The following is a 26766-nucleotide window of genomic DNA, read 5'->3' on the forward strand; positions in this document are numbered from 1 at the left end:
ATCACTTAAATCTAAGAGTTAATTCCATTTATATCTAGGCCTGTTTGCTCATCCACCTTCAACCGAACCGAGCATACCAATCATTGAATCGGTTCAGCAACTCTGCGCTATTTAGCTTATGATTTGCTGCGCTTTCAAGTTCCAACATATGCTCGCTTGGATCTGTACTTAGCACTGACAGAAAAACATTTTTGGCAAAGACGCCTTCTTGCCTCAACTCTAAAAGCGCCAATACAAAAGCGTTGAAAGTGGGGTTGATAATTTCTTCAAGATAATTTTCATAGAGCTTTGCATCTTCCAGTTCAAGGCGAGCTGCGAGTAAAGTAGCAACACCTTTAAAATGCACATCCCTATCGCTTAAATCCCACTCAACGGGAGAGAACTCAAACTCAGTATTATCATCTTGTGAAAGCCATTGCTGTGTCATGGCAACGTGATAGAGCGTCATTACACTGTCATCAGTACATAAGGCATAACCGAGCAACTCATCTGGCTGGTGTATACCTTGGAGGTTTGTAAAAGTAGTTTTTACGGCATCTTTGACGAGACTTTTCAACTTATCAAAATCAATCAAATCTGACATGGCACAACCTCCATAAACTACACTCTGGATAACACACCAAACAGATCCGCAGGCTTATTCATCTGCCAATGACATCGACCCAACTATTTCGCCATTTTCGATTAAAAAGAGCCTATTTGCGATAGGTGCGTTACCGTAACTATCATCGTTCCAAGCTTCGCTATGTAAATAAATAAACTTATCCAATAAATCGTGCGATGCATCTCTGGATACCACCATTAATCCGGTACGTCTCGCTATTGAGACAAGTAGCTGTTCGGCATCTAGCATTTCGTGCGCTTTCAGCATTTGCGTTTGAGATAAAATCGCCTCACTACTAAAAGACTCACCGCTGGCAGTTAATACTTGGTTGTTTAGCACTGCGGACGGGACAAAGGTTACATCTAAAGCATCAATATTTTGAAAAGCCTGTGGAACTACCACATTTAAATCGATCTCTTGACCATCTTGATGTGTTAAAAAAACGAAGTTACCTGGGGTATCATAACCAAAACCAATCACGACTTCTGGGTCATCTTCTGGGCCAATTAATACTGAATAAACCGCACCATATTGAATACCAGGCCAATCTCCAGCCTTAATAATGGGGTATATTGTTCTATCCTTTAAGTCCATTGCTATTTCCTTAGCTAAGTTGTTTGGTAAAGTAGTTTCTATTGGCATGTCTGCAACAACATTTCCCGAAAACGCAGCTACCAATAACAGTATTAAAAAGACCTTCATAAAAATTTAAGCCTCAGTCAAGTAAGACGTACTGCACAATTGTCGGTTCGAATGTGTTCGTACTTATGCTGACGGTTGTAAGGGAGATAAATAGACGCACTAGATTTTTGGATTTATTTTGCGATATCCATATCATGCTATCTAAATACGATACTATTCTCAGCAATCCCTAGCAGTATCCATGCTTTTTTATTAAATCACCTTTGTTCCTTTTTTCAAGGTAATTTTATTAGACCATTAATAAAAAATTCAGTGATGTAGAAAAAGGCATGCTTGCATGCATGCCGTTTAGTCTAGGTTTTTAGTTGTAGTATAACCGAGAATAATTGAGTGCTAGCGTGTTGGTCTTAGCGTTTCAATAACCTTCGCATCCATCCAGTATGGATTACCTTCCCAGTAACTGGAGCCGTCTTTTCTGACTTTTTTGTCACCTCGCCAAAAGAATAAATACTTTCCGTCTGGTGATACTTTAGGACGTTGCTCGTACGCAGCCGTATTAATCGCATCTCCCATGTTTATTGCGTTTGTCCATGTGCCATCTTGGTTACGAAAACTAATGTAGATATCAGGCGTGTTTTCACCTTCCTTTTCAGCATCCCACATAATATAAGACTCATCTGGCGCTATGTAGGGGTGAGCAATGTACTTTCCTTGATTAGGGCCTGTTGATCTTTGCTGTTTGATTTTTGTTCTTCTGAGTGTGTTTTGATCGCGACGCTCGACTTGCCGCCTAGTAATCTAGGCAAAAGTTGAGCAACAATGAACAAAGCGCACTCAGGTGAACCCAAAGGGCAGCGCTTGACTGGCATTTCTACTGTGTTATCACCTGACTTACATAGAATAACTATGCTACGCAGGCTCTGCCTTGTATAAATACCAGTCAAACTGCTGCAAAAACAAACTTGAAAGATCAACAGGCCCTAATTGCCTTACTCATTTTGTGCGGTGTTTCATATTTTCCGTCAACAAGCCGCGAATAACTCAAATGCCCACTGCCGTCTTTCAAATCTAAGACATAAAAGTAGTGTGTCCCTTTTGCTGAGGTGGTATAGCCTCTGATTGGAATATCTTTAAAACGCTCGATGTTTTGTATGTGTGAAACCGGTGGGCTAAATTGCTCCTGATATGCTTTTTTATCTGCTTCAGGTATTGATTTTTCAATCCATTGATTGTTTTTATATTGCATCACAATCCATGTTGGTTTTTGATATTCTCCACCAGAGCGAGTAAAAGAAAGCTCTGACATATCAGGCAAAAACAACACTTCAGTCTCGCGGTGCTCATCCGTAGAAACGACACCGGGAGCAAATAATTCGGGTGTTAATCCCGGTGGCTTTTGTCCTAAACCGTAATTGTTTTGGGCATAACTTTTACCACAAATTATTAAGCCGCAAAATAAAACAATTGGAATGCTCATCTGCTTCATAAACTATCCTTTTATTAGAGCCTTTAGTTTTCAAGTAAATATAATTGCACTAGGAAACAGACTAATACAAGCACCTTTACAAAACCTGACAATGACACCAGTTTGTCTTAATACTTGCTCAATTTGAAGGAGTAAATCTGACGCTAACTGCGTTAAAGGTTTCTTATTTAGAATAACTAAATAGCAAAATCTTTGTCTTGTTATCGACAAGATTTTCTCGCCTCAAAGTAGAGCACTTAATTAAGCAAATTGATGTTACACTGCAAAGCCGCGCCATTGTGGTATCAAAAGGCCTGCAATAAACCAAGGAACTTGTAGTACGAGAATACACAGTGCATACAAACGCAACTGCTCAGCAGTCCATAGCGCAGCAAACCACCCTATGATAAAGAACGACTTCCATCCCTCTATTTTTTCAGCTCCACCAAAATTTAAAATCCAAAGCCAAAATGCCGCCAGCGTGACATGAGAGAGTATCCATGCAAATAAACTCATATCTTATCCAACTACTAACCCTGAGCCCAAAATCAGTAACTTAGCGCACAACCCACTGCGAAAGCTACCAATAGTAATTTTGGTTATTTGTTTTCTTTCTCACTCGGGATGAAAAACTCAACTTTACCACAAGCTTTACAGGCAAACATATCAAGTGCTTGTCTACTAACAAGTAACTCACCCAAATTACCTAAAGCCCCCCATAGTGATCCTTCATGGAACTCTTTGGAGCCCAATTTCACCATAGAGGAGTCACAACGAAGGCATTGTAATGACGGACTTTTTAATTCTGGTAAGCTCTCTTTTCCTTTCTCACAACCACAGTTCCAACAAACTTCAAAACTTGTTTCTTCAATCTCAGTACTACAATTTTTGCATTTCCAACTCATGATACCTCCTAGTATATGCTTAAGTCTGCAAAGGCGACGCTCAACATATTCAATATGGTCTGCCATACTTTGAAACTATTCGCTTGTTATTTCGACTGTCCAACTTGCTCATACTTTTCAACAATCGCATTGGCAATATCATTTAATTTCCCTTGCGTGTTGTTCGCTGAAACATTTGTGGCAATAAATATTCCTAACTTCTGCTTTGGATAAAGCGCAAGCCAAGTGGAAGTACCTATAGAGCCTCCACTGTGATAGAACATAGGATTAGCTGAGTGATACTCGTATGTATTCCAAAAAAATGCATGGCCATGTTCACTGCTGGTTTCTGTTAATAAGGTGCGCGACAACAGCACTTCTTCTGCTTGGGTGCTGAGTAAATACTGCATATAATCGGCAATCGAAGCTGCTGTGGATGTTAGTCCGCCTTCAGCAAACGAGTGTGGACTGAGTAACGGTGCAATTTTGCCGTTTCTATCTACCCCTCTCGTTATTTTACTTATCTCACTGGGCTCTAAACGAAACCTTGTGTGTTCTTCACCCGATTGTTCCGTGATCAATTGCGCAACAAGTGTAGATAATGGTTGGTTATACACGTTTTCCAAAATATACCCTGTCAGGTTTGCGCCAACATTGGAGTATTGAAATGTCTCACCAGGCATTGAGGTAAGTTGGTACTGAGCTAAATCTTCAAAAAACTTCGCTTTTGAATAGTTAGAGAACAGCTCAAAAGCCTTGCCAGACTTTATATCTGCGCTTGTATATGCAAAATCTTGCGGTAACCCACTTCTGTGAGTCGCGAGATGACGCAAAGTGATAGGTTTGCCTAGATGCTGCAGGTTTTGATAATCACCATCCTGCAAGTACACCCTAATATCTTCATCTAGTTGTACTTTTTTATCTACTACCGCCTTGGCAAGCAACAACCCGGTATAAGTTTTAGTGATGGATGCAATTTCATACACGGTGTCATGGTGCGGCTTTGTACCATCAGGAAACTCGCCAAACTGTTTTTGATAGTTAAGCTTGTCATTCACAATGGCGATGGAGGCAACTTGTGCATTTTCCTCAATCAGAAAATCTGTTAGTTTTTTCTCAACAAATGCGTCAAAGTCTAGTTTGCTATCGTTGTTGCAGGCGGTTAAAACCATCAAAAAGAGCATCAAACAAATTAGGGTTAATGATTTCACTGAACGTAGCTGCATATTTACTCTGTCGCCTTGATTAATGTATGCCAATAGAAGGCTTTTATTTACTTCATTATCAACCAGTCGCACGGCTATTTTGACGTTTTGCAGCGCTTGCAAGTTATCCTCATTCGCCTCAAACGCCTTTGCTAAAGACTCATAGGCTTGCCAAGACTTAGGTTGATATTCGGTGTAAAGTTCTGCGACTTCTATCGCTTCTATGACTCGGCCTTGTCTAATCAAATACGTACTAATGAAGCCGAGCCTATTAACACTATTCCAACGCGTTGATCTTGGCAATATAGTAAAATTATAACGCTCACTTAATTCGTCGTAGTTGTTATTAATTTTTTGTAGAACATTACCAGATTTAGTCACAATATCGCGATATTTCTTTTCCTTTTTAGGTCGTCTCCAACAACAGCAAAAGTAAATAACTTAAGCTGCGGTCAGCGCACAGGTCTACTGGCGCTCACTTGTTTTCTTTAACTTTTGTAGCGTTTCTTGGTCAAGACCTGGCACAACTGTCGCTTGCGAGCTGTTTTGAAGTATTTTTTTGATAGACGTGCCATCCACATTTATAGAAAAGACATCATAAAAGCCATATACATTCTCTGAAGCGAAATACACCTTTGTGCCGTCTGGAGACCAAGATGGATCCCATTCTTGAATGTCATTACGAGTAAGCCGCTTGTTATTGGCTCCATCAATATCCATGACATATACCTCCTGATTGCCATCTCTATTAGATAGATAAGCTATTTTTTTGCCATCTGGGGAAATTTGAGGAGACATGTTATCAGTGTCGTCTTGAGTGAGTTGAATAACCTCACTACCATCCAAATTGGCAATGCTAATTTGGCTTGGGCTGGCTTTAGATTGATATAGTAATCGCCCATCTGGCATAAATTCTGGAGCACGACCTTCGAGATTTTTAATTTGGTGCTGTTCGCTACCATCAGCATTCATTAACCAAATTTCTTCTTGCCAAACGCCTTCCTTATTTTCATATTCTCTAGCAAACGCTATCGTCATTCCATCCAAAGACCAAGCAGGTGCACTATCCCAAACGTATTTTTTACTGGTTAATCTTTTCAGATTGCGGCCAGTAATATCAACGGTATGAATTGACCATGTTTTAAAGTTATCGTATTTGCCGTAAAAGGTTACTTTGTCTCCTGATGGTGAGACAGCTGGATAGCCATCACTTGATGTGGCTTTCACGATTTTTACTGGCGATTTACCATCTTGGTCACTTAAGTAAATTGCTTTGCTATTACCGTCTTTAAAACCATATATAATACCATACGACTCTGTTGATGGTTCGCTATATGATTGAACTTCATGAATAAAAAACAACATAATGGTGGAAAAACAAGCCAGTTTTGAGATGCCAATTTTTTTAACAAGCATAACTCAATCTCCCTTTTGTAGTTGTGTATCTAATTGGAAGACTACAGAAGTCTATCTACCAAAAACATGATGTTTTATTGATTTTTCGCTGAATTACACTTTTTCGTACTATCTTGCAGTAACAAAACGCAGATATTGCTATAAACCCTTACATTTATTGCGTAAAATAAATCAATAACCTTAGAACGCATACTCCCCTAACTCATTGATATTTAGACTCAATGAACAGAAAATGAATAAATTTACCAAAAACCACGTTATTTTCTTGATATTTTTTCACTTTTGCCTGTATTTTAGCTTTGATAATCTCCATTTTTTAGCTAATTTAACCCTATTTAGCAACAACATTGAAACGAGGTAATTCATGAAAAGAACACTTGCTGCCACTCTTATCGCTAGCGTGACTACTATTCCAACAGTAAACGCTATCGAGATATTCAAAGATGAAAAGAATAGTGTCACGATTGGCGGCTTTATCGATGCTCGAGTTATTAACACTCAAGGCGAGACTGAGTTGGTAAACGGTGCATCGCGTATTAACTTTGACTTTAAACGCCAATTGAAAAACAACTGGCAGGCCTTCGCATTACTTGAATGGGGTGTAAACCCTGTTGGTAGTAGTGATATTGTTTACAGCAACCGCTTCGAATCAATACAAGATGAGTTTTTATATAACCGATTAGGTTATGTTGGGATTAAGCACGATGAATACGGCCAAGTTACCCTAGGAAAACAATGGGGCGCTTGGTACGACGTGGTATACAGCACCAACTACAGCCTAGTTTGGGATGGTAATGCCGCAGGTGTTTATACCTATAACAAAGATGATGGTGCGATTAATGGCACCGGTCGTGGTGATAAAGTACTGCAATACCGTAATCAATTTGGCAAATTGAGCTTTGCTGTACAAGCTCAGCTAAAATCTGATGATTTTTATACTTGTGATGTCGTTGATATTTCCAGCAGCTCATGTGAAACCCTATTTAATCAAGGGGATAGCGCAGCACAAATGGTAGAGTTTAATTCAACCTACGGCGCGTCACTTACCTATGCAGCAACAGAAAACTTAACCCTCACAGCCGGTGTTAACCGCGGCGAGTTTGATATTGTGTATGCTGCTGGTCGAAATCAATCGGTTAAAGATTTAATTTATGGTGTCGGCATTACCTATGGCGATTTCTATAAACCAGGTTGGTATGCAGCTGCAAACATCAATAAAAACGAAAACCACGATACAGATAACTTAGGGCGCTTAATCAAGGATGCCGTTGGATTAGAGTCGCTTGTTAGCTACCGTTTTGATAATGACGTGCGTACATTTATCGCTTATAACGTATTTGATGCGGGCGATGACTATGTGATCCAACCAAACTTTAATGCTGATCCTAATGATGTTTTTAAGCGTCAGTTTGCCGTGATAGGCGCACACTACTTTATGTCTGAAGACACTATTTTGTACGTTGAAGCGCGTAAGGACTTTAGTGACTTCTCAAGCGCCGATGCCGCGCAAGAAGCACAAATGTCACAAACCGAAGACGACGGTATCGCCATCGGTTTCCATTACACGCTGTAAGACTAAGCACTGTAATAACAACTTCAAGTGCATCAAAGCTCATAACTTTCGTGATCTTTGATGCACAAACTTACAATGAGTTTAAAAATGCCAACACGGCTGATTTATCATTTGCCGACAAGCTTTCGTAAGCCACCCTCGCTGCTTGCGCTTCACCATCATGCCATAAAATAGCTTCTTCAATCGTTCGCGCACGACCATCGTGCAGATAGCTTGGCTCAGCGGTACAAAACTCATTGCCTTGCCCACCTAACACATTATCAACACCACCTGTCACACAAGCAGACAATCCAATCCCCCATAATGGCGCTGTTCGCCACTCAGCACCGCTCGCGATGCCTTCACCTAAGTTATCCGCAAGGCCTGGGCCCATATCATGTAGTAATAAATCGGTATACGGATGGATCGTTTGCGCACGTAACTCCGCAAATGGATGATACTCACTGGTTTCAAATGTTGCTGTATGGCAACCTTCACACCCAATTGAGGTAAAGCGTGCCTTTCCTAATTGTACCTCAGGGTCGTCAAGCCCACGCTGCGCTCTCACACCCAATAAAGCGATATATTTGCTTAACTCAGTAAGATGTTGATCAGACACTTCTACACCGCCAGCTCCGCAGCTTGATTGTGATGTCCCACAGTCAGGATTTGGAAATACCGAGTTGGTTACTCCCATATCCGTATTAAATGCACTAGCGACTTGGTGTTTAATTGATGCCGCCGCAGCTTTGTAGCCAAAGCGTCCTAACCGTATTTGACCAGTAATAGGGTCGTTCACGCGCTGCGCTTTGCCCGAGATGCCGTCGCCGTTACTGTCGTTTTCATCCGCCAAGGCTAACACCGCACTCTCTGGTATCGCTTCAAGTAAGCCCAAGCCCACCAGCTGAGGCGCGATACGCGCTGAATAACGTGCTGGAGTGGTTTTACTAAATTGGTAATTGGGCGAACGCAAACCATTATTTTCAGTCCACGAGGCAATCGTTACATCTCCCTCGCCTTGCGTCTCAGTATCTATGCCTGTGTTTTTAGGCTGTAACACATTCCCCAATAAGGGATGGGTGCTGCCATTAATATCGGCCACTTTAAACACCCATTTTGCCAATGAGCCGCCAATAGCTGGTGGAGCCGCACGACCATTGCGAACATGGCAAGCTGCGCAACTGTCGTTGATATAGTGTGGCCCTGACTTTCCAACCACCGCACTAAACACGCCATTTTCTCCGTTGCGTTCATCGTGCTCACCATTAACAAAACTACTGTGGTGAACACGTCGCCCCTGAACAAATGCTTGTCCATTTTGGCTCGATAAATTGGTCGCCATTTGCATAAAGTGATTATCAGGCTCATTAGTGTAATTGTATGGCAATGTGGTTTTGCCTCCTAACCACCCCGCTTCTGCAATCGGGTAAGAATCTTCGCGTTGTGATGATGGATCAGCAAAGTCGCCAACGGTTTTCCATGGGACAAGCCCTTCACCTACCATGTATAAATACGTTGTACCATAATAATTTTCTCGTCCTTCTGGTGGCGCATCAAGAAATTGGCTAACTTCAAACTCCATGCGCTGACCAACTTCAAGAGGCAAAAAGCCTGCCGCAGGGTCCCAATTTAGCGGTCTGTAGTCATCAATGATCACTCTGTAACAATATTGATCACCTGAATCACTTATCTTATTAAAGTTCGTATCATAACTGCCATTATCAAGCTCAATGACCGCACCGCCACCAAAGTAATTACCGTGGTACTCAGCAACTGTGCCTAATCCACGATACCAAGCACGAAATTCGCGCGCACCGAGTTTCCATTCTGTAATAAAGGTCACTTCAATACGTGAGCCGCCTTTTGCAACAAAATCAGCGATTTCAAATTGCGCGGTACGATGCGTCCAGTAATGCGATAAATAATGGTCATAGATTTGAAACTGGTCTTCTTTTGCATGGCGGTCTCGACCGCGATCAGCAAAACGCGTAATTAGCGCATCTCCACGGTCATAACTCACTGCTTGCTCTAAAGGTGTTGTTGAATCATAAAGTGGCACAATAGTGCCAAAGCTGATCTCACAACCTTGGCTATCGACTTGGCGCCCCGTTGGTGTATTGGGACATTGGTCTAGATTATCTGGCACACCATCGTTATCGCTATCATTATTAGATGAACCAGCGATATTGAACTCAAGCCAGTTTAGATTTAACTCGCCACCCGCCATTTCAACACGAACGGTATGTACGCCCTCATTTAACGTAATCGACGCAATATTTTGACTAATAAAGGTTTGCCAACCACCCGTAGCAGGCACAACGGTACTGGCAACTAGATTACCATTCACAAGAACGTTATACGCTCCGTTACCAACTTGGGAGGCAACGCGCGCGGTCAAGTTATAGCTTCCCGCGCCTAAATTAGCCTGATATTCAAGCCACTCTCCCGCCGACGTCCAACCCACGTTGTAACCACCGCCGTTGTCGCTGGTCAGCTCAATATCAACATCATCATTGCGATATTCGCCACCTGTATTTCCTGCATCGTTATCAAAATAGTTGCTGTAGTCTTCCGCTTCGATACGAAGTTGTTCAGTGATTAAAATGCTACATCCATCGGTGTTTACCACATCCCCCACAGGCGTATCTGGACACTGATCGATACCATCATTCACGCCATCACCATCGCTATCATTACCAGCTGAGGATTCTGAAAGTATATAGGCCTGCTCTGCGGTATCTACGACAGTTCCGTCCTCCTGTAGGTAAGTGAACCAAAAACTAACCACATCCCCCACTTCTAGCCCAGATATTGTGAGCTCATTGCGACCATTAATCACTTGCATGCGGACATTTTGCTGCACACCGCCGTTGACTCGATAATGAACATCCGCCCAGCCGGTAGTGTTAACATAGAAAGTTAAGGTATCCAGAGAGACCTGCTCCAATCCATCGGGTAAATTACTCAGTGGGCAGCCATTCGCATCAACTTCTTCATTTGGTTGAGTATTTGGGCACTGATCGAGGCTATCCTCAACACCATCTTGATCGCTATCGACAGGCGCACTACCGCCCCCTGTCCAGGTAATATCGTCAATTGCCATTTGAAAAGAATAGTTAGGTTCTTGCCCAGCGACAGAGACAATATTGAAGTGATTTTTAATTGATTGTAATGCCACTAAGCTACCCGCTAACTCAGTGATTGGAATACGTACTTCACCCCATTGACCATCACGAACAAGGCCATACTGATTGGTGTTCGCGGGGAATGTGATCCAGCTCTCATTTGTATAAGTGTCAGCAATGCCAATTCTGAAACTCACATCCGCAGGAATTTTAATCTTAAAATTTAAGTAACCATCCCTAAAGTTGCTCATATCTCGCGCTTGGCGGCTTTGAATACCGGCTCCAAACCACTGCGATGGCGAATACTGCCATGCAATCACCTCATTGCCTTCATAGGCAGGGGTATTACCCTGAGTGAGTGAGTTTTGGTTCCACACATAAATATCCGCGTTGCTTCCCGGCACTAACTGATTATCGCTTGGCCCCTCACTAAAAACACCAAAGGTGCCAACTTCGGGCTTAGTGACATTGCCGCTGAACACTTCACCTTGACCATCTAGCTCATAAATACGCACATAATCCACCACCATTTTCCCAGGAAGTGGCGCGCTCACCTGTTCATTGCTAAGCGCGTCCGTAAATAACCCGCCGACAGCTAAATTCATCAATAGATAAAATGGCGCGTTGAATTCGTTTGACTCTTCACTAATGGCAAACGGGCTATCGAACATATCATATTCGACCCCATTATCCTCAACTGTGAAACGGATCGCATCTTCGGTCCAATAAGTACGATAGATAACAAAGCGGTTGGTTAAGGGGGTTGAGGACAAATGTGCATTATCGGTTTTGTATGCCACACTTGCTGCACAGGTTGGATTACCTTCATTACAGGCGGCATCTGCATAAAAAATTAAGTTTGAGCCTGTATAGTTATTGCTTGGCGCACCGGGAAAGCCTGCATCATTGCGAGCGGCTTGAGATTGGCCCATCTCCATGATGTCGATTTCGCCTTTTGCCGGCCAGCTAGCTGTACTCGTCCCTAGCATCCAAAGTGCAGGCCAAAGCCCCGTGTCGACATCAGATACCTTCATTCTGATCTCTATCATGCCATATTGCACAGCAAGCTTATTCTTACTCTGGATCTTACCTGAGGTAAATGCTTTGCCGCCTATCGCTTGATTTTTTGCTTCAAGAACAAGGCCTTTGTTTCCCGCCTCGCCTACAATGTCGCTAATATAGACATTATTTTCACTGTACCACTGTAATTCTTGATTACCCCAACCACATATTCCTTGGTCACAACCATCCCCGACATCTATATTCCATGTGTTGGTATCTAAATTATTAAAATTATCTTCCCAAAGTAAATTCCCCACAGCCGCGTTACTTTGCGAAGACGCACAAACAATCAGACTGATAACGCTAATGTTTGCGAGCTTTGCGATTAACTTGCTACTCGTTTTCACTTTATGTCTCCAAATGTAATGTATAAAACTGCTTTAGTGATCAACCACTAAAACACGGATCCTTTTAATCACTTCATAAACTGCAGAAATGAAAGCGCTTACATTTCAATCCATAACAACCCCGAACAATTGAAAATATAGCGCTTTTCAAACACACAAACTTTGCTACACACTTTTAAGCACGGTGTAATCGTATGTTGAATGTTAAACCTAACATGTAAGCGCTTACATTAACAAGAAAATAACAACAATTGTTATATTTTTTACTTTTATCAATTGATGGACTCACGACAAATAGAGCGCTGTGACCAAAGCACACTCAGGGAAATAAAAGTCAAACCGCTGAGGTCAACAGACACGATGGATCTCATATTCAAAGAAAAGTGCACTGTTTTCATCATGCACTTGCTGTGAAAACCCCAGCTTTTTGAGCAACTGAATGGACGCATGGTTGGATTGCTCCACTCCCGCAATGAGGGTACTCCAAAGCTCTACATTGGTAACTGCATGGATAAACCCTTGCAGCAATTCACTGGCATAACCTTTGCCCCAGTGTTTTTCAGCTAATAAGTAACCGATATGCGCATCACTTTCGTTTTCAACGTAAACAAACAAGAAGCCAATTGTCTCATGCTGTCCAAGCTTAACTTGCAGTAAGCGGCTCTCTGAACACATACGCTGAAACCAGTTTTCGGCCTGTTTTGCTGAATCAATACCATGAAAATAAGGGGGAAGATTTTCAATCACGTTAGAACTCAGGATATGGGGAATTTGCTCTATCAGCCGTTCACGATCGAGTGCCGGAAGATCGTCGTTAACCTCAATAATGTGCAACCTTAAGGTCTGAAATGATAATGCCATTAGCTTCCTACTTTTTATCAACTCGATTGTTATCCTAATCCAAAACTAACCTGGGGTTTGGATTAGGAATAAGCTAACTAATTGTTTTTAAACTCGCATTAAATTATTTCCTTATCGAGCCAGAAAGTTTGAGGATAACACCGCTTCCGCGTCCTGCTCTCGCTAAGGTACCTACCTCCTGTAGGCAAGGCGAATTACGCACCAATAGCTAGAGAAAGGCACTAATTATCCGAAGCTCTTATGCTGGCGTATCTACAGCGTGTATCTGTCAATTGAAATAAGCTTCATCTGCCAAATTCAACATCGCTAGATCTTCTGTCGTATCACCATAAGCATAAATACGACCGTAGTTTTCTAGTTCATACTTAGCACGAACCAAGTTGGGTTTGTTTTCGCAGCTACAGTCGCCATTTATGTAGCGCCCCGAAAATTTTCCACCTTTAATTTGAAGTTCACTGCAAACGAGATCAAATCCATTTCGTGCGCACCAAGGCTTTAAGTAAACGTCAAGAGAAGCTGATACAACAACAATCTTATCACCGTTATTTTTGTGCCAATTCAATTTATTTAAAGCAACTTCTCTTATATATTGAGGAATAATATCCTCCGCATACTCCTCGCTAGCAGCAGCAACTTCAGTGCTCTTTCGACCCGAAAAAGCCACAAAGCTTGCGATAGCTCTCATCTTTGGTGCAGGTAGAACACCTAATTTGTAAAGTATACAAAATGGCGGCAATACTACCTTTGCTAGAAGCGCTCGTTATTTTTGTGCCTGAAAAATGTAGAAATTTAGTATACATATCTGTATTTGTGATAGTTCCATCAAAATCAAACAGCGCGATATTCAAAATGACCTCGTGTATTACAAGCCTACAGCTTACTTGTTTTACTGTTATTCTAGTAAGCGGCAAACAATAACTGAGTTCCTATTTTGACTCAATAAATAAGTTTAGTTGGTATTAATGAGTTTGGTAGAACAAGCCCCTCCAAACAGTTGGCTGCTCTGCGCAACACGGAAATAAAAGCTACCACTTCGCGTGTTGCTTTAAAATCTCTGTAACGGATTTTGCGATTTCCCATCTAGGTGTATCACTTGAATTAGAGAGTAATATTATTGCATTTCGACTTTGTGGATAGGTAAGAACTAACGATTTATACCCTCTAACACTCCCGGGGTGCCTAGCAACAAAATCATTTTCTTTCTTATAAACCTGCCAACCTAGAGCCGCATATATCTCTCCCCAGTTCGTTTTAACTTGTGGAATTAGCATAGCTTCAAACGTTTGCTTCTTTAGCAGTGATGGATCACCACTCATAGTCAGTTTGAGCCAGAGGCTTAAATCAGACACATTAGCAACTAACCCTTCGCTTGGGTTGAATGCTAGATCATAAGGCCTCTGTTCCACTTTATCGATCAGCTTACCTTTGTATGTCGGCTCTGCCTCCGCAGCACGCCTATTTTTACCGTCATAGAAATAACTACTTCTGACCTTGGCGGGCTTGAGTATATTTGCATAGATAAACTCTTCATATTTCTGCCCAGTGACTGTACCGATAATTGCACCTAGCAGATTAAAATTAGTGTCGCTATAAACAAAGGTGTGGTTGTCAATCTCTTTGGAAGCTGTATCACTGACCAAATCTAAATAGCGATTTATCGTCCGACCTTCATCGTCACTCAAGGGTTCGATAATATCACTTAGGCCAGAAGAGTGAGTAAGAAGCTGTTTGATAGTAATACGGCTATCTTTAAAACTCGCTAAGTATTGTCCCACTTCATCGTTTAACGTTAATTTATTTTGTTCTACTAATTTCATAATCGCTTGTGCAGTAAAGAGCTTGGTGATTGAAGCGATTCTGAATAATGACTCCTCAGTTGCTGGTTTTGTTAACTGCTCATCTATATACCCAAACCCCTTCATGTAACTCACTTCGCCGGCGGTAATTACAGCGATAGCCATAGCGGGAATATCACTATCTGCTCTAACTTTCTCCAGATAGCGAGTCAGGTCACGGTGACTACGCTCGTCATCGGCAAAAACACTTGAAGAAAAGATAAATGACACAATAGTGATAAATTTAAGCATGTAGCGCTCCCGAGAAACAGAATATCCGCTTTTTCTGGGCTAATACCGCTGACTAGATGCAAAGCGGGCGAAACTAAGTTAATAATAAGCTTGTGTATACGTTACATTTAACTACATGAATAACAACAATTAAAATGTAACAACTTCCCTTTGCATAAAGATGTATTAGCAGAATTACACGACATCAAGATAATCTAATAAAAATATCACCATGGCGTGCTGGCAAAATAGTGAGACAAATAGTCTATCAATGCCCTCACGGTTGGAGACATATACTTTCTCGAAGAATAGAGCACGTATATATTCATATCACTTGGCTTCCAATCAGGTAGTACCGGCTTAAGCTCGCCAGATTTGATGTAGCGGTTAACCAAATAAGTGGGTTGAATTGCCAGACCAGCGCCATTTAACGCTGCGTGCAATAAGGCCGTTGCTTCGTTCGCAGTTAAACGGCAGTTTACGGCTACCGACTGTTGTGAGTTACCTTTGCGCAAATGCCAGATATGCTGCTGAAAGTTCTTATACCCGAGGCACAAGTGCTCAGCTAGATCATCTGGTTTTTTGATTTCACTTGCACTCGCAAGATACTGCGGCGACGCCACGATAACTGAGCTACATACTGCAATTGATTTACCAATCAAAGAAGGGTCCGGTGCAGAGGCAATACGAATAGCCAGATCTATCTGACTCTCAGTGAGATCGGCCACAGAATCTTGCAAATCAATATCAATATTTACGTCAGGATGTGCTGACATAAACTGTTGAATAGCAGGCACAAGTTGAGAAAAACCAAAAGACATACTGGTTGCTAGTCGAACCGAACCAGACAGTTTGCCGCTGGTATTCGCCAAGCCGGTTATGGTGTCGGCTTGCCTCAGCCACTGTCGCACTTCTTCCAAGCAGGATTCCCCTGCTGTAGTTAAAGACACCCTTCTCGTGGTGCGATGTAATAAACGAATTTTTAGCCAGCTCTCCATTGCTTCAATGTACCGAGTTACCATAGGGCGAGACATATCTAGCCTGTCAGCCGTCGCGGTAAAGCTACCTGTGATTGCAACGTCGGCAAAGACCTTAGCAGCGATGAGTTTATCCATTCATTTGCTCGATTTATGAAACAATGATGTTTAGTTTGGCATGTTTTTCTGAGCCTATCAATTTCATATCATCTGCTCCGTACTAAACCTATTGAGGCAAAAGATATGAAACACCTAACATTGATAGCAGCATCGACTTTATTAGCAAGCAATGCGATGGCAGCAAACACCGCCCCACTTACACTGGATGTTTATAACGCTGACAAAAACAGCTTCCACGTTAACTCAACACTGGTGATTGGTGAGAGTGAAGTGATGGTCGTAGATACAGGTTTTACCAAAGCGGATGCTCTACGCATAGCAGCCAAAGTACTCGACAGCGGCAAAACCTTAAAGACGATTTTTATCAGCCAAGCTGATCCGGACTATTATTTTGGCGCGGAAGTGCTACACACTTTATTCCCTGAAGCTAAGATCCTAACCACAGCGGCCGTAAAAGCGGTGATTGAAGAAAAGCTCGCGGGTAAATTAGCATTCTGGACACCAAAAATGGGGGAAAATGCACCTGTTAAGCCATACATCCCAACAGTTGTAGAGGGAAGTACACTCTTTGTAGATGGGCACAAAATAGAGATCCACGGCACGCAATCTGAGCTGGCACACCGCCCCTACTTATGGATCCCGTCAAGTAAAGCAGTTCTGGGCAATGTTGCAGTCTACGGTAATGTGCACTTATGGATGGCCGATGCGCAATCCCAACACAGTCAACAAGCGTGGAGCCGCCAATTAAGAGAGTTAAAAGCACTGAAACCAGAGATTGTAATACCTGGCCACATGAAAGCAGGCACCAAACTTGATGCAAGTACCATAAGCTACTCGCAGCAGTATTTAAGCGACTTCAGTCAGGCAAAAAGCAGCAGCAAAAATAGCGCTGAACTGATTGATAGTATGTCTGCACGCTACCCTGATGCAGGATTACCGATGGCGTTGGGTATTGGTGCTAAGGTACATATGGGAGAGATGAAATGGTAAAAGTGCACTACTTCTTCGACCCCATGTGTGGCTGGTGTTACGGTGGGATTTCACTGTTGGATGCGATTGCAGCCGACAGTGACCTCAAGCTTGAACTGCATCCTGGAGGTATGATTGCCAACCAATCTATAGAGAAAGCGTTCCGCAACCACATTCTCACAAGCGATGCGCGTATAGCCAGCATAACAGGCGCGCAGTTTGGCAAAGGTTACATCCAAAGGGTGAATAGTAACGAGTCGATGATCCTTGACTCATACATCACCGCTCGTGCCATCATAACCGCTGAGCAATTGGGCATAGCGCCACTTAACATGCTTAAAACTATTCAGCACGCACACTATGTAGAGGGCAAACAGGTTAACCGAGCTGAGGCTATAGAGGAGCTAGCCGTTGAGCTTGGGCTAGATAAAAACCACTGGCAACGAGCTATGCTGGCAAATCAAGGTGCTGAGCAAACAAAAATCGTGCAAAGCCGTCTATTCATGCAAAAGCTTCAAGTTACTGGCTACCCAACCCTTATCCTTGAAAAGCATGAGAAACAGGTAAAGCTTCCGCATACTGCCTATTACGGTAAGCCCGACGCTTGGCGCAAGCTAATTGATGACTATATACACTAGTTCTATACAAGCTTTGGGGTTGGAATTGGAGCTGCTGTTACGCTAATGTGAGCTCCAAAAGGGGCTGTCGGCATATCCGCTACACAACTTTGGCGTTGTCACACTAATTTGCATCTAGATTGCAACTAACCTTACCTCTGAATTACCTAACTTTTTGGAATTGCCAATCCTTTAATTCGATAACGGACATGCTTTTATCAACGGTTAGTTCGTAGAACTTACCCGGTCTAAGTTCTACTATAAATTCATTATCTGCTTGTCCACTGTAAATCTTGCTCTGTAAATCCCCCCAAGCAAGATGTAAATCGCCGTCTCTCTGTTTAATAGTCAACCGTCCAACATCCGTGTTTTCGTATACACCTTCAAGTAATGACTTAAGCGAAGGTGATATGCTCCGGCGCTTTGACAAGTCTTCTCTTTTAGCGGCAATTTCTGCCTTTGATTTCTCGACATAAACAGCAAGATCAGTCATCTCCTCTTGATGGAATTCAATAAGCTTACTCACATCTTGATTAGTTAACATTTTATAAGCGATTTCAGTTATTCTGCCATTTAACTCATTTGCAATGAGCCCACTTTCGTTATGAACAACAACGACACCAAGGTTTTTTTCGGGAGCGTAAGATACTTGAACAGAAGCGCCATCAAATCCCCCTGTGTGCATTAACACACTTTCACCAGCGACTTTTGAGTGCATCCACCCCCATCCATAGCCGGAAAAATAGCTATCGATATCACTGACTAGTAGTTGTTGAGACGCTCTTACAACCGACTTGGGAAACGCTGAGCGCTCTGCATTTATTGGTAACAAGTGGGTTATCAACTTACCCCAATCATTTGGTCTGGCAAAAATACCCACTGAATACAAAGTCGCATTGTTTTTATTCATATAAATCTCAGATTGACCACTTCGGAATTTATATGAATATGGGCTTGGAATAGGCCAATTTTGCAATCTTGCTTGGTCAACATCTGCTGTTGAATTTTTCATTCCTGCAGGTGAAAGCACTAGATCTTTAATCGCATTTGTCCATCCCCCTTCATAGTTCTCATCAAACCATATTGCTAAAAGATTGTACCCAAGGTTTGTGTAACCAAACTCACCTTTTTTAATTTTCGGATGCGGTTTTAGCGAGGAAACAAAATGAAGTCGTTGCTTTTTGTCATGGTTTCCAGTGTAAGAAAAAGTCCATGTCATCGCGTCATTTGTTAACCCGGAGCGATGAGACAATAAATCTCTGACTGAGTAGTTGTCAGGATTGATAAAAGAAAACTTAACGTTTGGAAATAACTGCCTCAAAGTAGAGTCCTTAGAAAGCAAACCTTCTTTTTCAGCCTGTAATGTCGCCAGCCCCATTATCGCTTTAGTTGTCGAGGCGAAATAGTAAACCGAATTTGTATCGACAGGGATCTGCTTTTCAACATTCGCCATACCAACGTGAACTTCGTGAGTAATTTTACCATCCTTAATCAATACAACGGATGTGCCTGAAGCCGACTTAGTCAAGGATTTAGCTTTAACGATAAAGTTGTCTAAAGGCGTATATTCTGACGCTACACTGACAGAGCTGATGAAACAAAGTAAATAAACGAAGCAAACAAAAGTTTTATTAGGCATGTAATTCCCTTCTGAATAGATAAGTGCTGCATTGTGCGTTATAGTGTACACAATATCACCGTACGCAATAACGCACAACATAATGAAAGTTAAATCGGAAATTTCCAAAAACCTAGGTGTTAGATTAAAAGACATCAGAAAAGAGAGAGGCCTAAGCCTAGATAAATTGGCCAACATGACCGGCATCTCCAAGGCGATGTTAGGACAAATTGAAAGGTTTGAGTCTAGTCCAACAGTTGAATTATTGTGGAAGTTGGCTCAGGGTATTGGCATAGAGTACACAATGTTACTTGATCCGAGCGACCCGCAGAATTCGAATAACTCTATCAACCAAGAAGGCTCTATATTTGCTCCTGTTTATTCATCTAACGGGAGCAAAAATACCGAGGTGTTTGTCATTTCTCTCATTCCAAATGATGAACACTTAAGAGAGCCGCATGATAATGTTGCCGAAGAACTTGTTCATGTTCTAGAGGGTCAACTTGAAGTTTTTTATGACGGTGTTTGGCATCTCCTTAAAACTGATCAGAAAACCAAGTTTAGTGCTGCGCAAAAGCATGGTTATAGAGCTTTAGATTCTGCTACAAAGTTTATTAACGTCATAGTTTATAAGTGAATTTCATTTTAACGAATTTTTGCCGATTGGCTTTACACAAGCAGTCTCTGATATTTTAGACTCTGGAGTATTGTAGTTGCGCCCGTTCATCACTATCTTCAACTTTTGAGCGTCATACAAAATGTGAGACTTGCCCTAGCTATCGATACTCAATTACACATTTATGTTAATTCTAGGATATATTGCCTCGTTCATTTTCATTGCAAACAGCATTGGGTGGCTATTCACTTTGTCCTCAAGTGTATGATAATCTTGACCAAAGCCCGTATCATGGAATTGGTTTTCGAAGCTTTTACTTAACTCATTCAAGCTAATATTGCCATAAAGGTCCTTTGCTTCTATGCCTTGCCGATCTGCACCAGAGAATCGAACAATTTGTGCAAGTCCTTCATGTACCTGTTCATAGGCATTTTTTAGCTTACTGTTTTCGTTAATTATAGACTCAAGATCCTCACGCAATTTACCGTTTACACTTCCACCAACGAGTTTTAGTGTGCCATCTTCCTCTTGCGATAAATCTAAAGAACTCAAATCAATTCCTGGATTTAAGCTACTTTGTTCTTTTTTAAATTTTTCAAACTCGCTTAAGGTGGTTGCAAACGCCTCTTGCGTCTCTCCCATCACTTTATAATTTTGTTTGCTAATCTCAAAAGTTTCTTGTTTTAGCTTTTGGATTTCTTCTTCAGTTAATACTGGCGTATTTTCGGCTGACAATGCCGCAGCGTTCATCTCCTTCTCAGGTGCTTGAGGTTCGATGTTATGCGCCTTAGCCTCCTTTTTAGCGGTTAAGTTACTGGCTAAATTGACCTGCGAATTAACTAGTGGTGAATTGGTGTTCACTGTTTCAGTCCTTGATAGTGGTAACTTCCTAATGTAGAAAACATTAACATTTGTGCTGATTTTCTCAAGGAGAAAAGAAAACAACATTTGTAACCGCTTTTAAAAGACTAAAATACTGTATAAGACATATTGGCATAGAGAAAGCTAACTCTATGCCACTTTAATGAGGAAGTTAAGGTATAGGTCAGGTATGATATTTTCACAACACAAACCAGATTTTGGTGACAAAAAACTGCCTTACTCTTTTCAATATTAACGACTAGACAATTAAGAAATTAATTCTTCGTAATTCGTCATCATTGGGCGAACTTCTATATCCCATTGCTGACACATCTATTTCGCTTTGGTTAGCATTTACTGCAAGACTCTTTACGCCTTCTTGAGGATCTTTAATACTCAATATTTCCAAAGTACCGAGTACGTTACCGCTATCTCCGCCAATAAAATCAATATCTAACTCACCATGGTGGCCTGTTTTAGCGACCACCTGGAAGACGCCATGTTCACCTCGAGGGATGACTTTACCATCAATTGAACTGCCATCACCCTCAACCCAAGAGTCTCGAGTGACTTTCGTAGTAATTGATTGATTTGTTCTATTCTTAATTGTGACATTCGCTGGACTGGACATAAACAAACTCCTTCTTTCAAACTTGTGCTTGAAGGCCTTCCCTCAAGCTGCGCACAAAGTATAGAAACGAAAAATGAGTAAGGACATTACAGCGCATTACAAAAAGTACTGATGGTATTTGCCATATTTTTACCCAGTGATAAACACATAACAAATGATTGAAACAACTTACTGGCGTCTGAAAATAACCCTGTGTTGGCTTCCATGTACTCGAGCAAAAGCTGGCAAGCAAACGTAATGCGATTCATCCATGGCAAACTTTTAATGTGCGACTGGCTTATAACGTAATCAAGTAAGGGATCGAATACACCTAATTCGCTAAGCAACACAGGTACTTCAATCAATAAGCCTGAATTATCTGTTTTAACTTGCGCAAGAACTTTGACTAACACGGTAACTAAACCAATTAGTGCTGAAGAGTTTTAGTAGATTAGTAGAGAAAGTACTATTGATCTAATGAACTGAGATTTAGTTTTTAATTGGATTTATAAGGGAATTAGTATGTTTTAGTATACTTTTAGAAGCTATAAATAAGACCTACACTTCAAACAACAAATATTGGAGTTTATAGTATAAGTTTGCATAAAGCGACTCGACTCTTTCAATGACTTAGCATTTTGATGGAAGTATAACTTGGCATAAAAGTGAAGTGAAAGTATGCAAAAAAACACCCAGCAAGAAAAAGCCGAAAAAATAAAAGGTCGATGCCCAAGAGCAGTCTTGAGTCGAGCTAGAGCATCTTACATAAAAATGACGTATGGAAGGTTACCGTATATCTAAATTAACAAGACTGTAACTGAACTCGGGATAAAAACTTGTTCTCTAGCAGCTGTTACTCCTTGCTACTGCGTTAAATTTGCTTGCAATAGGCCAGCTATTGACTCACAAATTCACCTTGTATTAAGTAGCTTCTGGCCTAGAGTGGTCGTACACTTTTGAGCTTGTGAATATTAGTTGATTAACCAACCTCTAATCCCGAGACCAAGTTAAATTAACTATTGACTATATCTAAGCTAGAAAAGTCTGCAACCCTAACCAGCTCAGTTAAAACAGTCATAGCGTTTTGGGAAGCTACTAATTGATCATCATCAGACTTTTCCTCATCCGCCTTGTCTGAAATCCCTCTTATAATCAACGCATGTTGTACCTTTGGCGCACTAGAACTTTTTTCGGCTTCCATGAACATTGACAAACCCGCGGCTTCCATTTCGACAGCCTTAGTTTTATCATGAACGAGTTTCAACCTCGCTACAACTGCGCTTTTAGAATTTGCCAAAACTTTTTCTCCACTCCCGATGGGACCTTTTTCTACTTCAAAAGGTTTTCCTGTTGGAGACTTTAACGAAAACTTAGATCTACCCATTCCTGCTTCCACCTCTAATCGGGAAATTTGAGTTTTTGTCCATCTCGAAGCTCTATAGCTAGTCATTCTAGCACTCTCACCAGACGGCATATCCTTTTGCTTTTCGTAGTAAAAAACCTCATCAGCCAACACAACATCACCAATATTTAGTTTGGAAGTAACGCCGCCAGCTATACCTAGCAAAACAACTAGCTTTGTTGAATAATCGCTTAAAATTGTTGCTAAAGTAATTGCCATATCTGTATTACCAGCTTCAGGCGATTTTACGAGCAACACATTTCTCTCAGCTCCATTACCGTCAACTAAAACCCCTTCAACCATCATATTACCATAACTAAGATCAGTTTCATTCACATACCTAGCTTTGCTAACTCTTTCCTTTGCAGCATAGAACTCTTCACTCAATATAGTTAATATTATTATGTCAACTTGTTTCATTTTTTTACCTAAATTTATAGAACCAACCTGAAAGCTCCTCACTCTGAAGTCTCGACTTACCAGATTGCTTACACTTATGACTTTATCTACACTTGGAGTTTGTTTTGATTTCCAGAGGGTCTCAAGATAACTTTGTGCCCTGAAAGTAGTATTGCTGCTGGGAGCCCCACTTACAAAAGTGATTTCATTAAACAAATTCTCATGCAACTCATTTTTTATAGAGGTATCGATATCATGAGAGTTACATATTATTTCAGGCGAATTAAGTCCTACCCTAAATGGCTTCAAATCTTTAGGTAAGTCAAAATAAACCAAACCTCTCACTCTATTTTTTTTATCAAACTTATAAATAACTTTATTAGTTAAGTATATTAACCATTCAAGTGATTGATTTCCTTTCGCAACAACTTCAGCTTCCAACTTGCCCTCAGGCAAATAGTTAACATCACTTTGAACGAGCCACCTGCCATTGCTTGCCGAATTATTATTTTTACCTTTAATAAACTTTTTCGGCTCTTTATTTTGAGGGTTTCTAGCAGCTCTTATACCTTCATATATTGCCTCTTTTAACATATCTGCTTGCTCGGCAACATTGCTTACATCCACATCAGAAATAACTATGCGCAACCTACAATCAAAAGTTTCTATATATTCGGTCTTACCATAATGACCCACTGTACATTTTGCAGTGTTTAACAAGCCAGACGCTTCTTCTATCAGTCCATCCAAATAAAACATTAGATTCTTATAAAAAGGCCTTAAACAACTATCAGTGTGATTGCATTTAAGAGACTCCCAAATCTCGCATAGTTCATGACTTCTTTTTGAGGCTTTTAACATCGAACTTGCCTGCTGATCTATTGATACCTTAGTTGGCAATAAGGAGTTAACCTCACCACTATTAGAAAAAACAATATATGCCAGCATATCAATACATATTTTCGTATGTGTAAGCCAAACCCCAGACTTGCGTATTAGGCTGTTATAAAAATCAGGTAATTTACCACCTTGATTGAAATATGGAGACTTCCAATATTTCTCCCACATTGCAACTCTAGCTTCGTCATCACCGCAGTATGCGCTTTGTAGCTTTTTATAAACTTTATTCGGCCACCTCTTTTCTATTGCCCTGAACTTATTGATTCCACTATCTAAAGCTTTATAACCTAGAGACTCCTTCAGGTTATTGATCAAAGAGGGAGTAATAAATAAATTATTACCTCCAAAGTCTGAAAACTGACTATAAAATTGAGACATCCACCTATCTTGAAATATCCGTATGTCAGCAGAAAGAGCTAAAATTGAGTTCTGGGGGTACAAGCATGAAGCTAAAAGTGTTTGATTTTCAGCTGAGCTCTTAAAAAGGCCTGAATTATATCCAATTGAAACCAATTGACCCAGAGCTTTAGCATCAGTGATACTAGAGCTTGTTATTTTTTTTGCCCCAAAATGTTCAACATACTCTCTTGGTGTTTCATTTATGACGTACTTTCCACCTTCGGCTCCTTCAACAATAGAAATAATCCCCTTATTAACTAGCTCTTTTGTAAATGATTTTGATGTATCAAACTCAAATTTTTCACTTTGTGTTGTAGTTGAGCCAAACTCACTTACTGCACCAAATGCATAGAACTTAACCCCAACAGATGAAATATTATTAGTTCTATCGAAAATCTCTTCGAGAAAATGACTATTTGCACCACAAGATATGAAAAGCACGAGCAGTTTTTCCATCTCAGTACTAAACATCGTATTCTTTTTAGTATTTTTCTTTATAGCGTTTAAATACAAACTAACTAAGTAAAACTCTTTATTCGACAGTTTAACTTCTTCACCATGTCTAAATGCTCTCGTTATCACATTATTCGATTTATTTTCAAACTTTGAAGTGATGGGTACTATGATTCCTTGATCAATTGCATTATCTAAAAACAAGCTAAATGCAAGTTTAGTCCCTTCACAATAATCGCCATCGTACTTTCTGGCAACATCAAGTAATTCAGTAACAGTAATACCTTTCTTTAATCTATCTTTTACTGCCTTATTTTTACTTTCATATGCTACTGAGGGTCCATACTCTTTTATAAGCTTTTGAAGAACAACTTCTTTTTTCAGATACATATCATAAAATGGCTGAGTCAACCTTTGCTGAATTTCAGAGATACTACCCGCTTTTCTTTGAGCTAAATTGATATCACTTCCAGATGTATAAAACTCAGTCAAACACTCAGCACTTTGATACTCAAATAACTTAATACTGCAGGTTAATAAGTTTTTTATCAGGCCAATAACCATTGGAGAAAACAGAAATGACAACTCTCTATCATCGTGTTCCAATTTAACTTCATTGCATTTGCTCAACAGGTCATTTACATCCTTAGCCCATATATGAGCGAATCGGTCTGCAACATAGTATTGTAGTAGTCTTATTTTTGACTTAGCAGTTACAAAATTTTTCGCAAATAAAGCCTGCTCATTTAATGAACAGCGCTCTATTAATTTTGTGAATAGCTTATTGACCTCACTCTCACTCATTGGAGAAAATACAAAGAAGGGAACTACTCTGAAACTAAATTTAAGTTTCCCACCAGTTCCGCCAACATACCTACCAAACACCCTGATTTTCGATAAATTGTTTTCAGTTACTTTGAAACCTATATCCCTCTCAAACTCTTCTAATTTTTTTTGTTCTGGTATAAGAGTATAAACCCTGACTTTGTTATCAACTTGAAGTTTTGTTGATAAGTCAAATAGCTTCCACCCGTAACAAGATGAAATAGCTGATATATCAGAACTATATAAGGAGTTGCGATTAAAAAGCGGGTAGTCAACGCTATAAGGTCTTGGTAATATTGACATTGCTTGGACTATGTTTGAGCTCAAAGTTCTACATACGGCATCTTCAAGCTCGAAATAGTCGTTATTTGGAGTGATATACTCACTTTCCCAATAATCTTTATTAACTGCAAGTACATGGCAACTAACATGGGTATTTTGAGTTTTTCTCTCAATTAAACTCTTGGAATCTTTTAGGGTTGTACCCGTAAAAACAAGCTCATCTACTATTGCTATTGTCTTACCATTCATCCAGCTCATATCCATTCCTAAGATACGATCGGTTGTAATAACGGCCGAGTTGCGAGCTATCCCCATAGTTTCAAGAGTATGATAGAAGCAAGCTGCTTTTCGAGCCATTAACAAAATAACGTCAGCTCTCAATTCCGTTATTTGCTTTGCATATTCAATAACAGCTTGTTTAGACTCGCCCTCAAATTGAGCCAAGAAAGTACTTTTGTTCACAACTCATCCATAATGTCTACTTTTTCA

The 26766-nt window shown here is 40.7% G+C and carries 22 protein-coding genes; 4 read left to right on the plus strand and 18 right to left on the minus strand.

Translation table 11 applies throughout. The annotated features are described in order from the left end of the window. Window positions 1-58: 58 nt before the first annotated feature. The 8 genes from A587_RS0100700 to A587_RS0100740 all read right to left on the minus strand — a co-directional run bounded on the left by A587_RS0100700 (window position 59) and on the right by A587_RS0100740 (window position 6216). Window positions 59-583 (minus strand): DUF4303 domain-containing protein, encoded by a 525-nt coding sequence (locus A587_RS0100700; protein WP_017216042.1) that lies wholly within the window; start codon window positions 581-583, stop codon window positions 59-61. A gap of 54 nt (window positions 584-637) precedes the next feature. Then, window positions 638-1306, minus strand: coding sequence for a hypothetical protein (locus A587_RS0100705; RefSeq protein ID WP_232288001.1), 669 nt, complete (start codon window positions 1304-1306; stop codon window positions 638-640). 333 nt (window positions 1307-1639) lie between these two features. Then, window positions 1640-1909 carry a hypothetical protein gene (locus tag A587_RS0100710; protein WP_026000846.1) on the minus strand — a complete coding sequence of 90 codons (270 nt, stop codon included), beginning with the start codon at window positions 1907-1909 and terminating at the stop codon, window positions 1640-1642. Between the two features lie 307 nt (window positions 1910-2216). After that, window positions 2217-2732 (minus strand): hypothetical protein, encoded by a 516-nt coding sequence (locus A587_RS0100720; protein ID WP_026000848.1) that lies wholly within the window; start codon window positions 2730-2732, stop codon window positions 2217-2219. A 255-nt stretch (window positions 2733-2987) separates the two neighbouring features. Continuing rightward, a complete protein-coding gene (locus tag A587_RS0100725; RefSeq protein ID WP_017216044.1) occupies window positions 2988-3227 on the minus strand; it encodes a hypothetical protein in 240 nt (79 codons plus the stop codon). A gap of 83 nt (window positions 3228-3310) precedes the next feature. Then, window positions 3311-3616: a hypothetical protein gene (locus A587_RS0100730; RefSeq protein ID WP_010377463.1), complete on the minus strand. Its 306-nt coding sequence runs from the start codon at window positions 3614-3616 to the stop codon at window positions 3311-3313. 86 nt (window positions 3617-3702) lie between these two features. Next, window positions 3703-5181: a serine hydrolase domain-containing protein gene (locus tag A587_RS0100735; RefSeq protein WP_017216045.1), complete on the minus strand. Its 1479-nt coding sequence runs from the start codon at window positions 5179-5181 to the stop codon at window positions 3703-3705. Between the two features lie 84 nt (window positions 5182-5265). Beyond that, a complete protein-coding gene (locus A587_RS0100740; protein WP_017216046.1) occupies window positions 5266-6216 on the minus strand; it encodes a TolB family protein in 951 nt (316 codons plus the stop codon). Between the two features lie 364 nt (window positions 6217-6580). On the opposite strand from A587_RS0100740, the gene A587_RS0100750 reads away from it, so the two are divergent. After that, window positions 6581-7789, plus strand: a complete 1209-nt coding sequence (locus tag A587_RS0100750) for a porin (RefSeq protein WP_017216048.1) — start codon at window positions 6581-6583, stop codon at window positions 7787-7789. A 70-nt stretch (window positions 7790-7859) separates the two neighbouring features. On the opposite strand, the gene A587_RS0100755 is transcribed toward A587_RS0100750, so the two are convergent. The 5 genes from A587_RS0100755 to A587_RS0100775 form a co-directional block, all read right to left on the minus strand. After that, window positions 7860-12302: a di-heme oxidoredictase family protein gene (locus A587_RS0100755; RefSeq protein ID WP_017216049.1), complete on the minus strand. Its 4443-nt coding sequence runs from the start codon at window positions 12300-12302 to the stop codon at window positions 7860-7862. Between the two features lie 348 nt (window positions 12303-12650). Continuing rightward, window positions 12651-13163, minus strand: a complete 513-nt coding sequence (locus A587_RS0100760; protein ID WP_017216050.1) for a GNAT family N-acetyltransferase — start codon at window positions 13161-13163, stop codon at window positions 12651-12653. Window positions 13164-13431: 268 nt separating this feature from the next. Next, window positions 13432-13848, minus strand: coding sequence for an HAD-IB family phosphatase (locus A587_RS23775; RefSeq protein ID WP_017216051.1), 417 nt, complete (start codon window positions 13846-13848; stop codon window positions 13432-13434). A 340-nt stretch (window positions 13849-14188) separates the two neighbouring features. Beyond that, window positions 14189-15250: a serine hydrolase domain-containing protein gene (locus tag A587_RS0100770; RefSeq protein ID WP_017216052.1), complete on the minus strand. Its 1062-nt coding sequence runs from the start codon at window positions 15248-15250 to the stop codon at window positions 14189-14191. A 206-nt stretch (window positions 15251-15456) separates the two neighbouring features. Continuing rightward, complete coding sequence (locus tag A587_RS0100775) at window positions 15457-16344, minus strand: LysR family transcriptional regulator (RefSeq protein ID WP_017216053.1); 888 nt, start codon at window positions 16342-16344, stop codon at window positions 15457-15459. A gap of 105 nt (window positions 16345-16449) precedes the next feature. Between A587_RS0100775 and A587_RS0100780 the strand changes: the two genes are divergently transcribed. Both A587_RS0100780 and A587_RS0100785 read left to right on the plus strand, forming a co-directional pair. After that, the gene (locus A587_RS0100780; protein ID WP_017216054.1) at window positions 16450-17316 is read left to right on the plus strand and encodes an MBL fold metallo-hydrolase; all 867 of its coding nucleotides are present in this window, start codon (window positions 16450-16452) and stop codon (window positions 17314-17316) included. Next, window positions 17310-17933 (plus strand): DsbA family protein, encoded by a 624-nt coding sequence (locus tag A587_RS0100785; RefSeq protein ID WP_017216055.1) that lies wholly within the window; start codon window positions 17310-17312, stop codon window positions 17931-17933. Before A587_RS0100780 ends, A587_RS0100785 begins: the two co-directional genes overlap by 7 nt. 142 nt (window positions 17934-18075) lie before the next feature. Here the strand turns inward: A587_RS0100785 and A587_RS0100790 are convergent, their stop codons facing one another. Next, window positions 18076-19551 carry a serine hydrolase domain-containing protein gene (locus A587_RS0100790; protein WP_017216056.1) on the minus strand — a complete coding sequence of 492 codons (1476 nt, stop codon included), beginning with the start codon at window positions 19549-19551 and terminating at the stop codon, window positions 18076-18078. Window positions 19552-19633: 82 nt separating this feature from the next. Here A587_RS0100790 and A587_RS0100795 point away from each other — a divergent pair, with 82 nt between their 5' ends. Next, a complete protein-coding gene (locus A587_RS0100795) occupies window positions 19634-20167 on the plus strand; it encodes a helix-turn-helix domain-containing protein (protein ID WP_017216057.1) in 534 nt (177 codons plus the stop codon). A 153-nt stretch (window positions 20168-20320) separates the two neighbouring features. Here A587_RS0100795 and A587_RS0100800 read toward each other — a convergent pair whose 3' ends face one another. The 4 genes from A587_RS0100800 to A587_RS0100815 all read right to left on the minus strand — a co-directional run bounded on the left by A587_RS0100800 (window position 20321) and on the right by A587_RS0100815 (window position 26739). After that, on the minus strand, window positions 20321-21007 hold the full coding sequence (locus A587_RS0100800; protein WP_017216058.1) for a hypothetical protein: 687 nt from the start codon (window positions 21005-21007) through the stop codon (window positions 20321-20323). A gap of 259 nt (window positions 21008-21266) precedes the next feature. Further along, the gene (locus A587_RS0100805) at window positions 21267-21638 is read right to left on the minus strand and encodes a hypothetical protein (protein WP_017216059.1); all 372 of its coding nucleotides are present in this window, start codon (window positions 21636-21638) and stop codon (window positions 21267-21269) included. A gap of 86 nt (window positions 21639-21724) precedes the next feature. Further along, window positions 21725-22030, minus strand: coding sequence for a hypothetical protein (locus A587_RS0100810; protein WP_017216060.1), 306 nt, complete (start codon window positions 22028-22030; stop codon window positions 21725-21727). Between the two features lie 599 nt (window positions 22031-22629). After that, on the minus strand, window positions 22630-26739 hold the full coding sequence (locus A587_RS0100815; RefSeq protein WP_017216061.1) for a 5'-methylthioadenosine/S-adenosylhomocysteine nucleosidase family protein: 4110 nt from the start codon (window positions 26737-26739) through the stop codon (window positions 22630-22632). Between the last annotated feature and the right edge of the window lie 27 nt (window positions 26740-26766).

The organism is Pseudoalteromonas sp. NJ631 (assembly GCF_000276645.1).
Classification (GTDB): domain Bacteria; phylum Pseudomonadota; class Gammaproteobacteria; order Enterobacterales; family Alteromonadaceae; genus Pseudoalteromonas; species Pseudoalteromonas piscicida.

Bases quoted from the DNA above. Each gene is read 5' to 3' on its own strand.
- A587_RS0100710 (WP_026000846.1), bottom strand. From the start codon at position 1,909: ATGTGGGATGCTGAAAAGGAAGGTGAAAACACGCCTGATATCTACATT.
- A587_RS0100740 (WP_017216046.1), bottom strand. From the start codon at position 6,216: ATGCTTGTTAAAAAAATTGGCATCTCAAAACTGGCTTGTTTTTCCACC.
- A587_RS0100775 (WP_017216053.1), bottom strand. From the start codon at position 16,344: ATGGATAAACTCATCGCTGCTAAGGTCTTTGCCGACGTTGCAATCACA.
- A587_RS0100805 (WP_017216059.1), bottom strand. From the start codon at position 21,638: ATGTCCAGTCCAGCGAATGTCACAATTAAGAATAGAACAAATCAATCA.
- A587_RS0100750 (WP_017216048.1), top strand. From the start codon at position 6,581: ATGAAAAGAACACTTGCTGCCACTCTTATCGCTAGCGTGACTACTATT.
- A587_RS0100700 (WP_017216042.1), bottom strand. From the start codon at position 583: ATGTCAGATTTGATTGATTTTGATAAGTTGAAAAGTCTCGTCAAAGAT.
- A587_RS0100720 (WP_026000848.1), bottom strand. From the start codon at position 2,732: ATGAAGCAGATGAGCATTCCAATTGTTTTATTTTGCGGCTTAATAATT.
- A587_RS0100790 (WP_017216056.1), bottom strand. From the start codon at position 19,551: ATGCCTAATAAAACTTTTGTTTGCTTCGTTTATTTACTTTGTTTCATC.
- A587_RS0100785 (WP_017216055.1), top strand. From the start codon at position 17,310: ATGGTAAAAGTGCACTACTTCTTCGACCCCATGTGTGGCTGGTGTTAC.
- A587_RS0100730 (WP_010377463.1), bottom strand. From the start codon at position 3,616: ATGAGTTGGAAATGCAAAAATTGTAGTACTGAGATTGAAGAAACAAGT.
- A587_RS0100770 (WP_017216052.1), bottom strand. From the start codon at position 15,250: ATGCTTAAATTTATCACTATTGTGTCATTTATCTTTTCTTCAAGTGTT.
- A587_RS0100780 (WP_017216054.1), top strand. From the start codon at position 16,450: ATGAAACACCTAACATTGATAGCAGCATCGACTTTATTAGCAAGCAAT.
- A587_RS0100760 (WP_017216050.1), bottom strand. From the start codon at position 13,163: ATGGCATTATCATTTCAGACCTTAAGGTTGCACATTATTGAGGTTAAC.
- A587_RS23775 (WP_017216051.1), bottom strand. From the start codon at position 13,848: ATGAGAGCTATCGCAAGCTTTGTGGCTTTTTCGGGTCGAAAGAGCACT.
- A587_RS0100705 (WP_232288001.1), bottom strand. From the start codon at position 1,306: ATGAAGGTCTTTTTAATACTGTTATTGGTAGCTGCGTTTTCGGGAAAT.
- A587_RS0100725 (WP_017216044.1), bottom strand. From the start codon at position 3,227: ATGAGTTTATTTGCATGGATACTCTCTCATGTCACGCTGGCGGCATTT.
- A587_RS0100795 (WP_017216057.1), top strand. From the start codon at position 19,634: ATGAAAGTTAAATCGGAAATTTCCAAAAACCTAGGTGTTAGATTAAAA.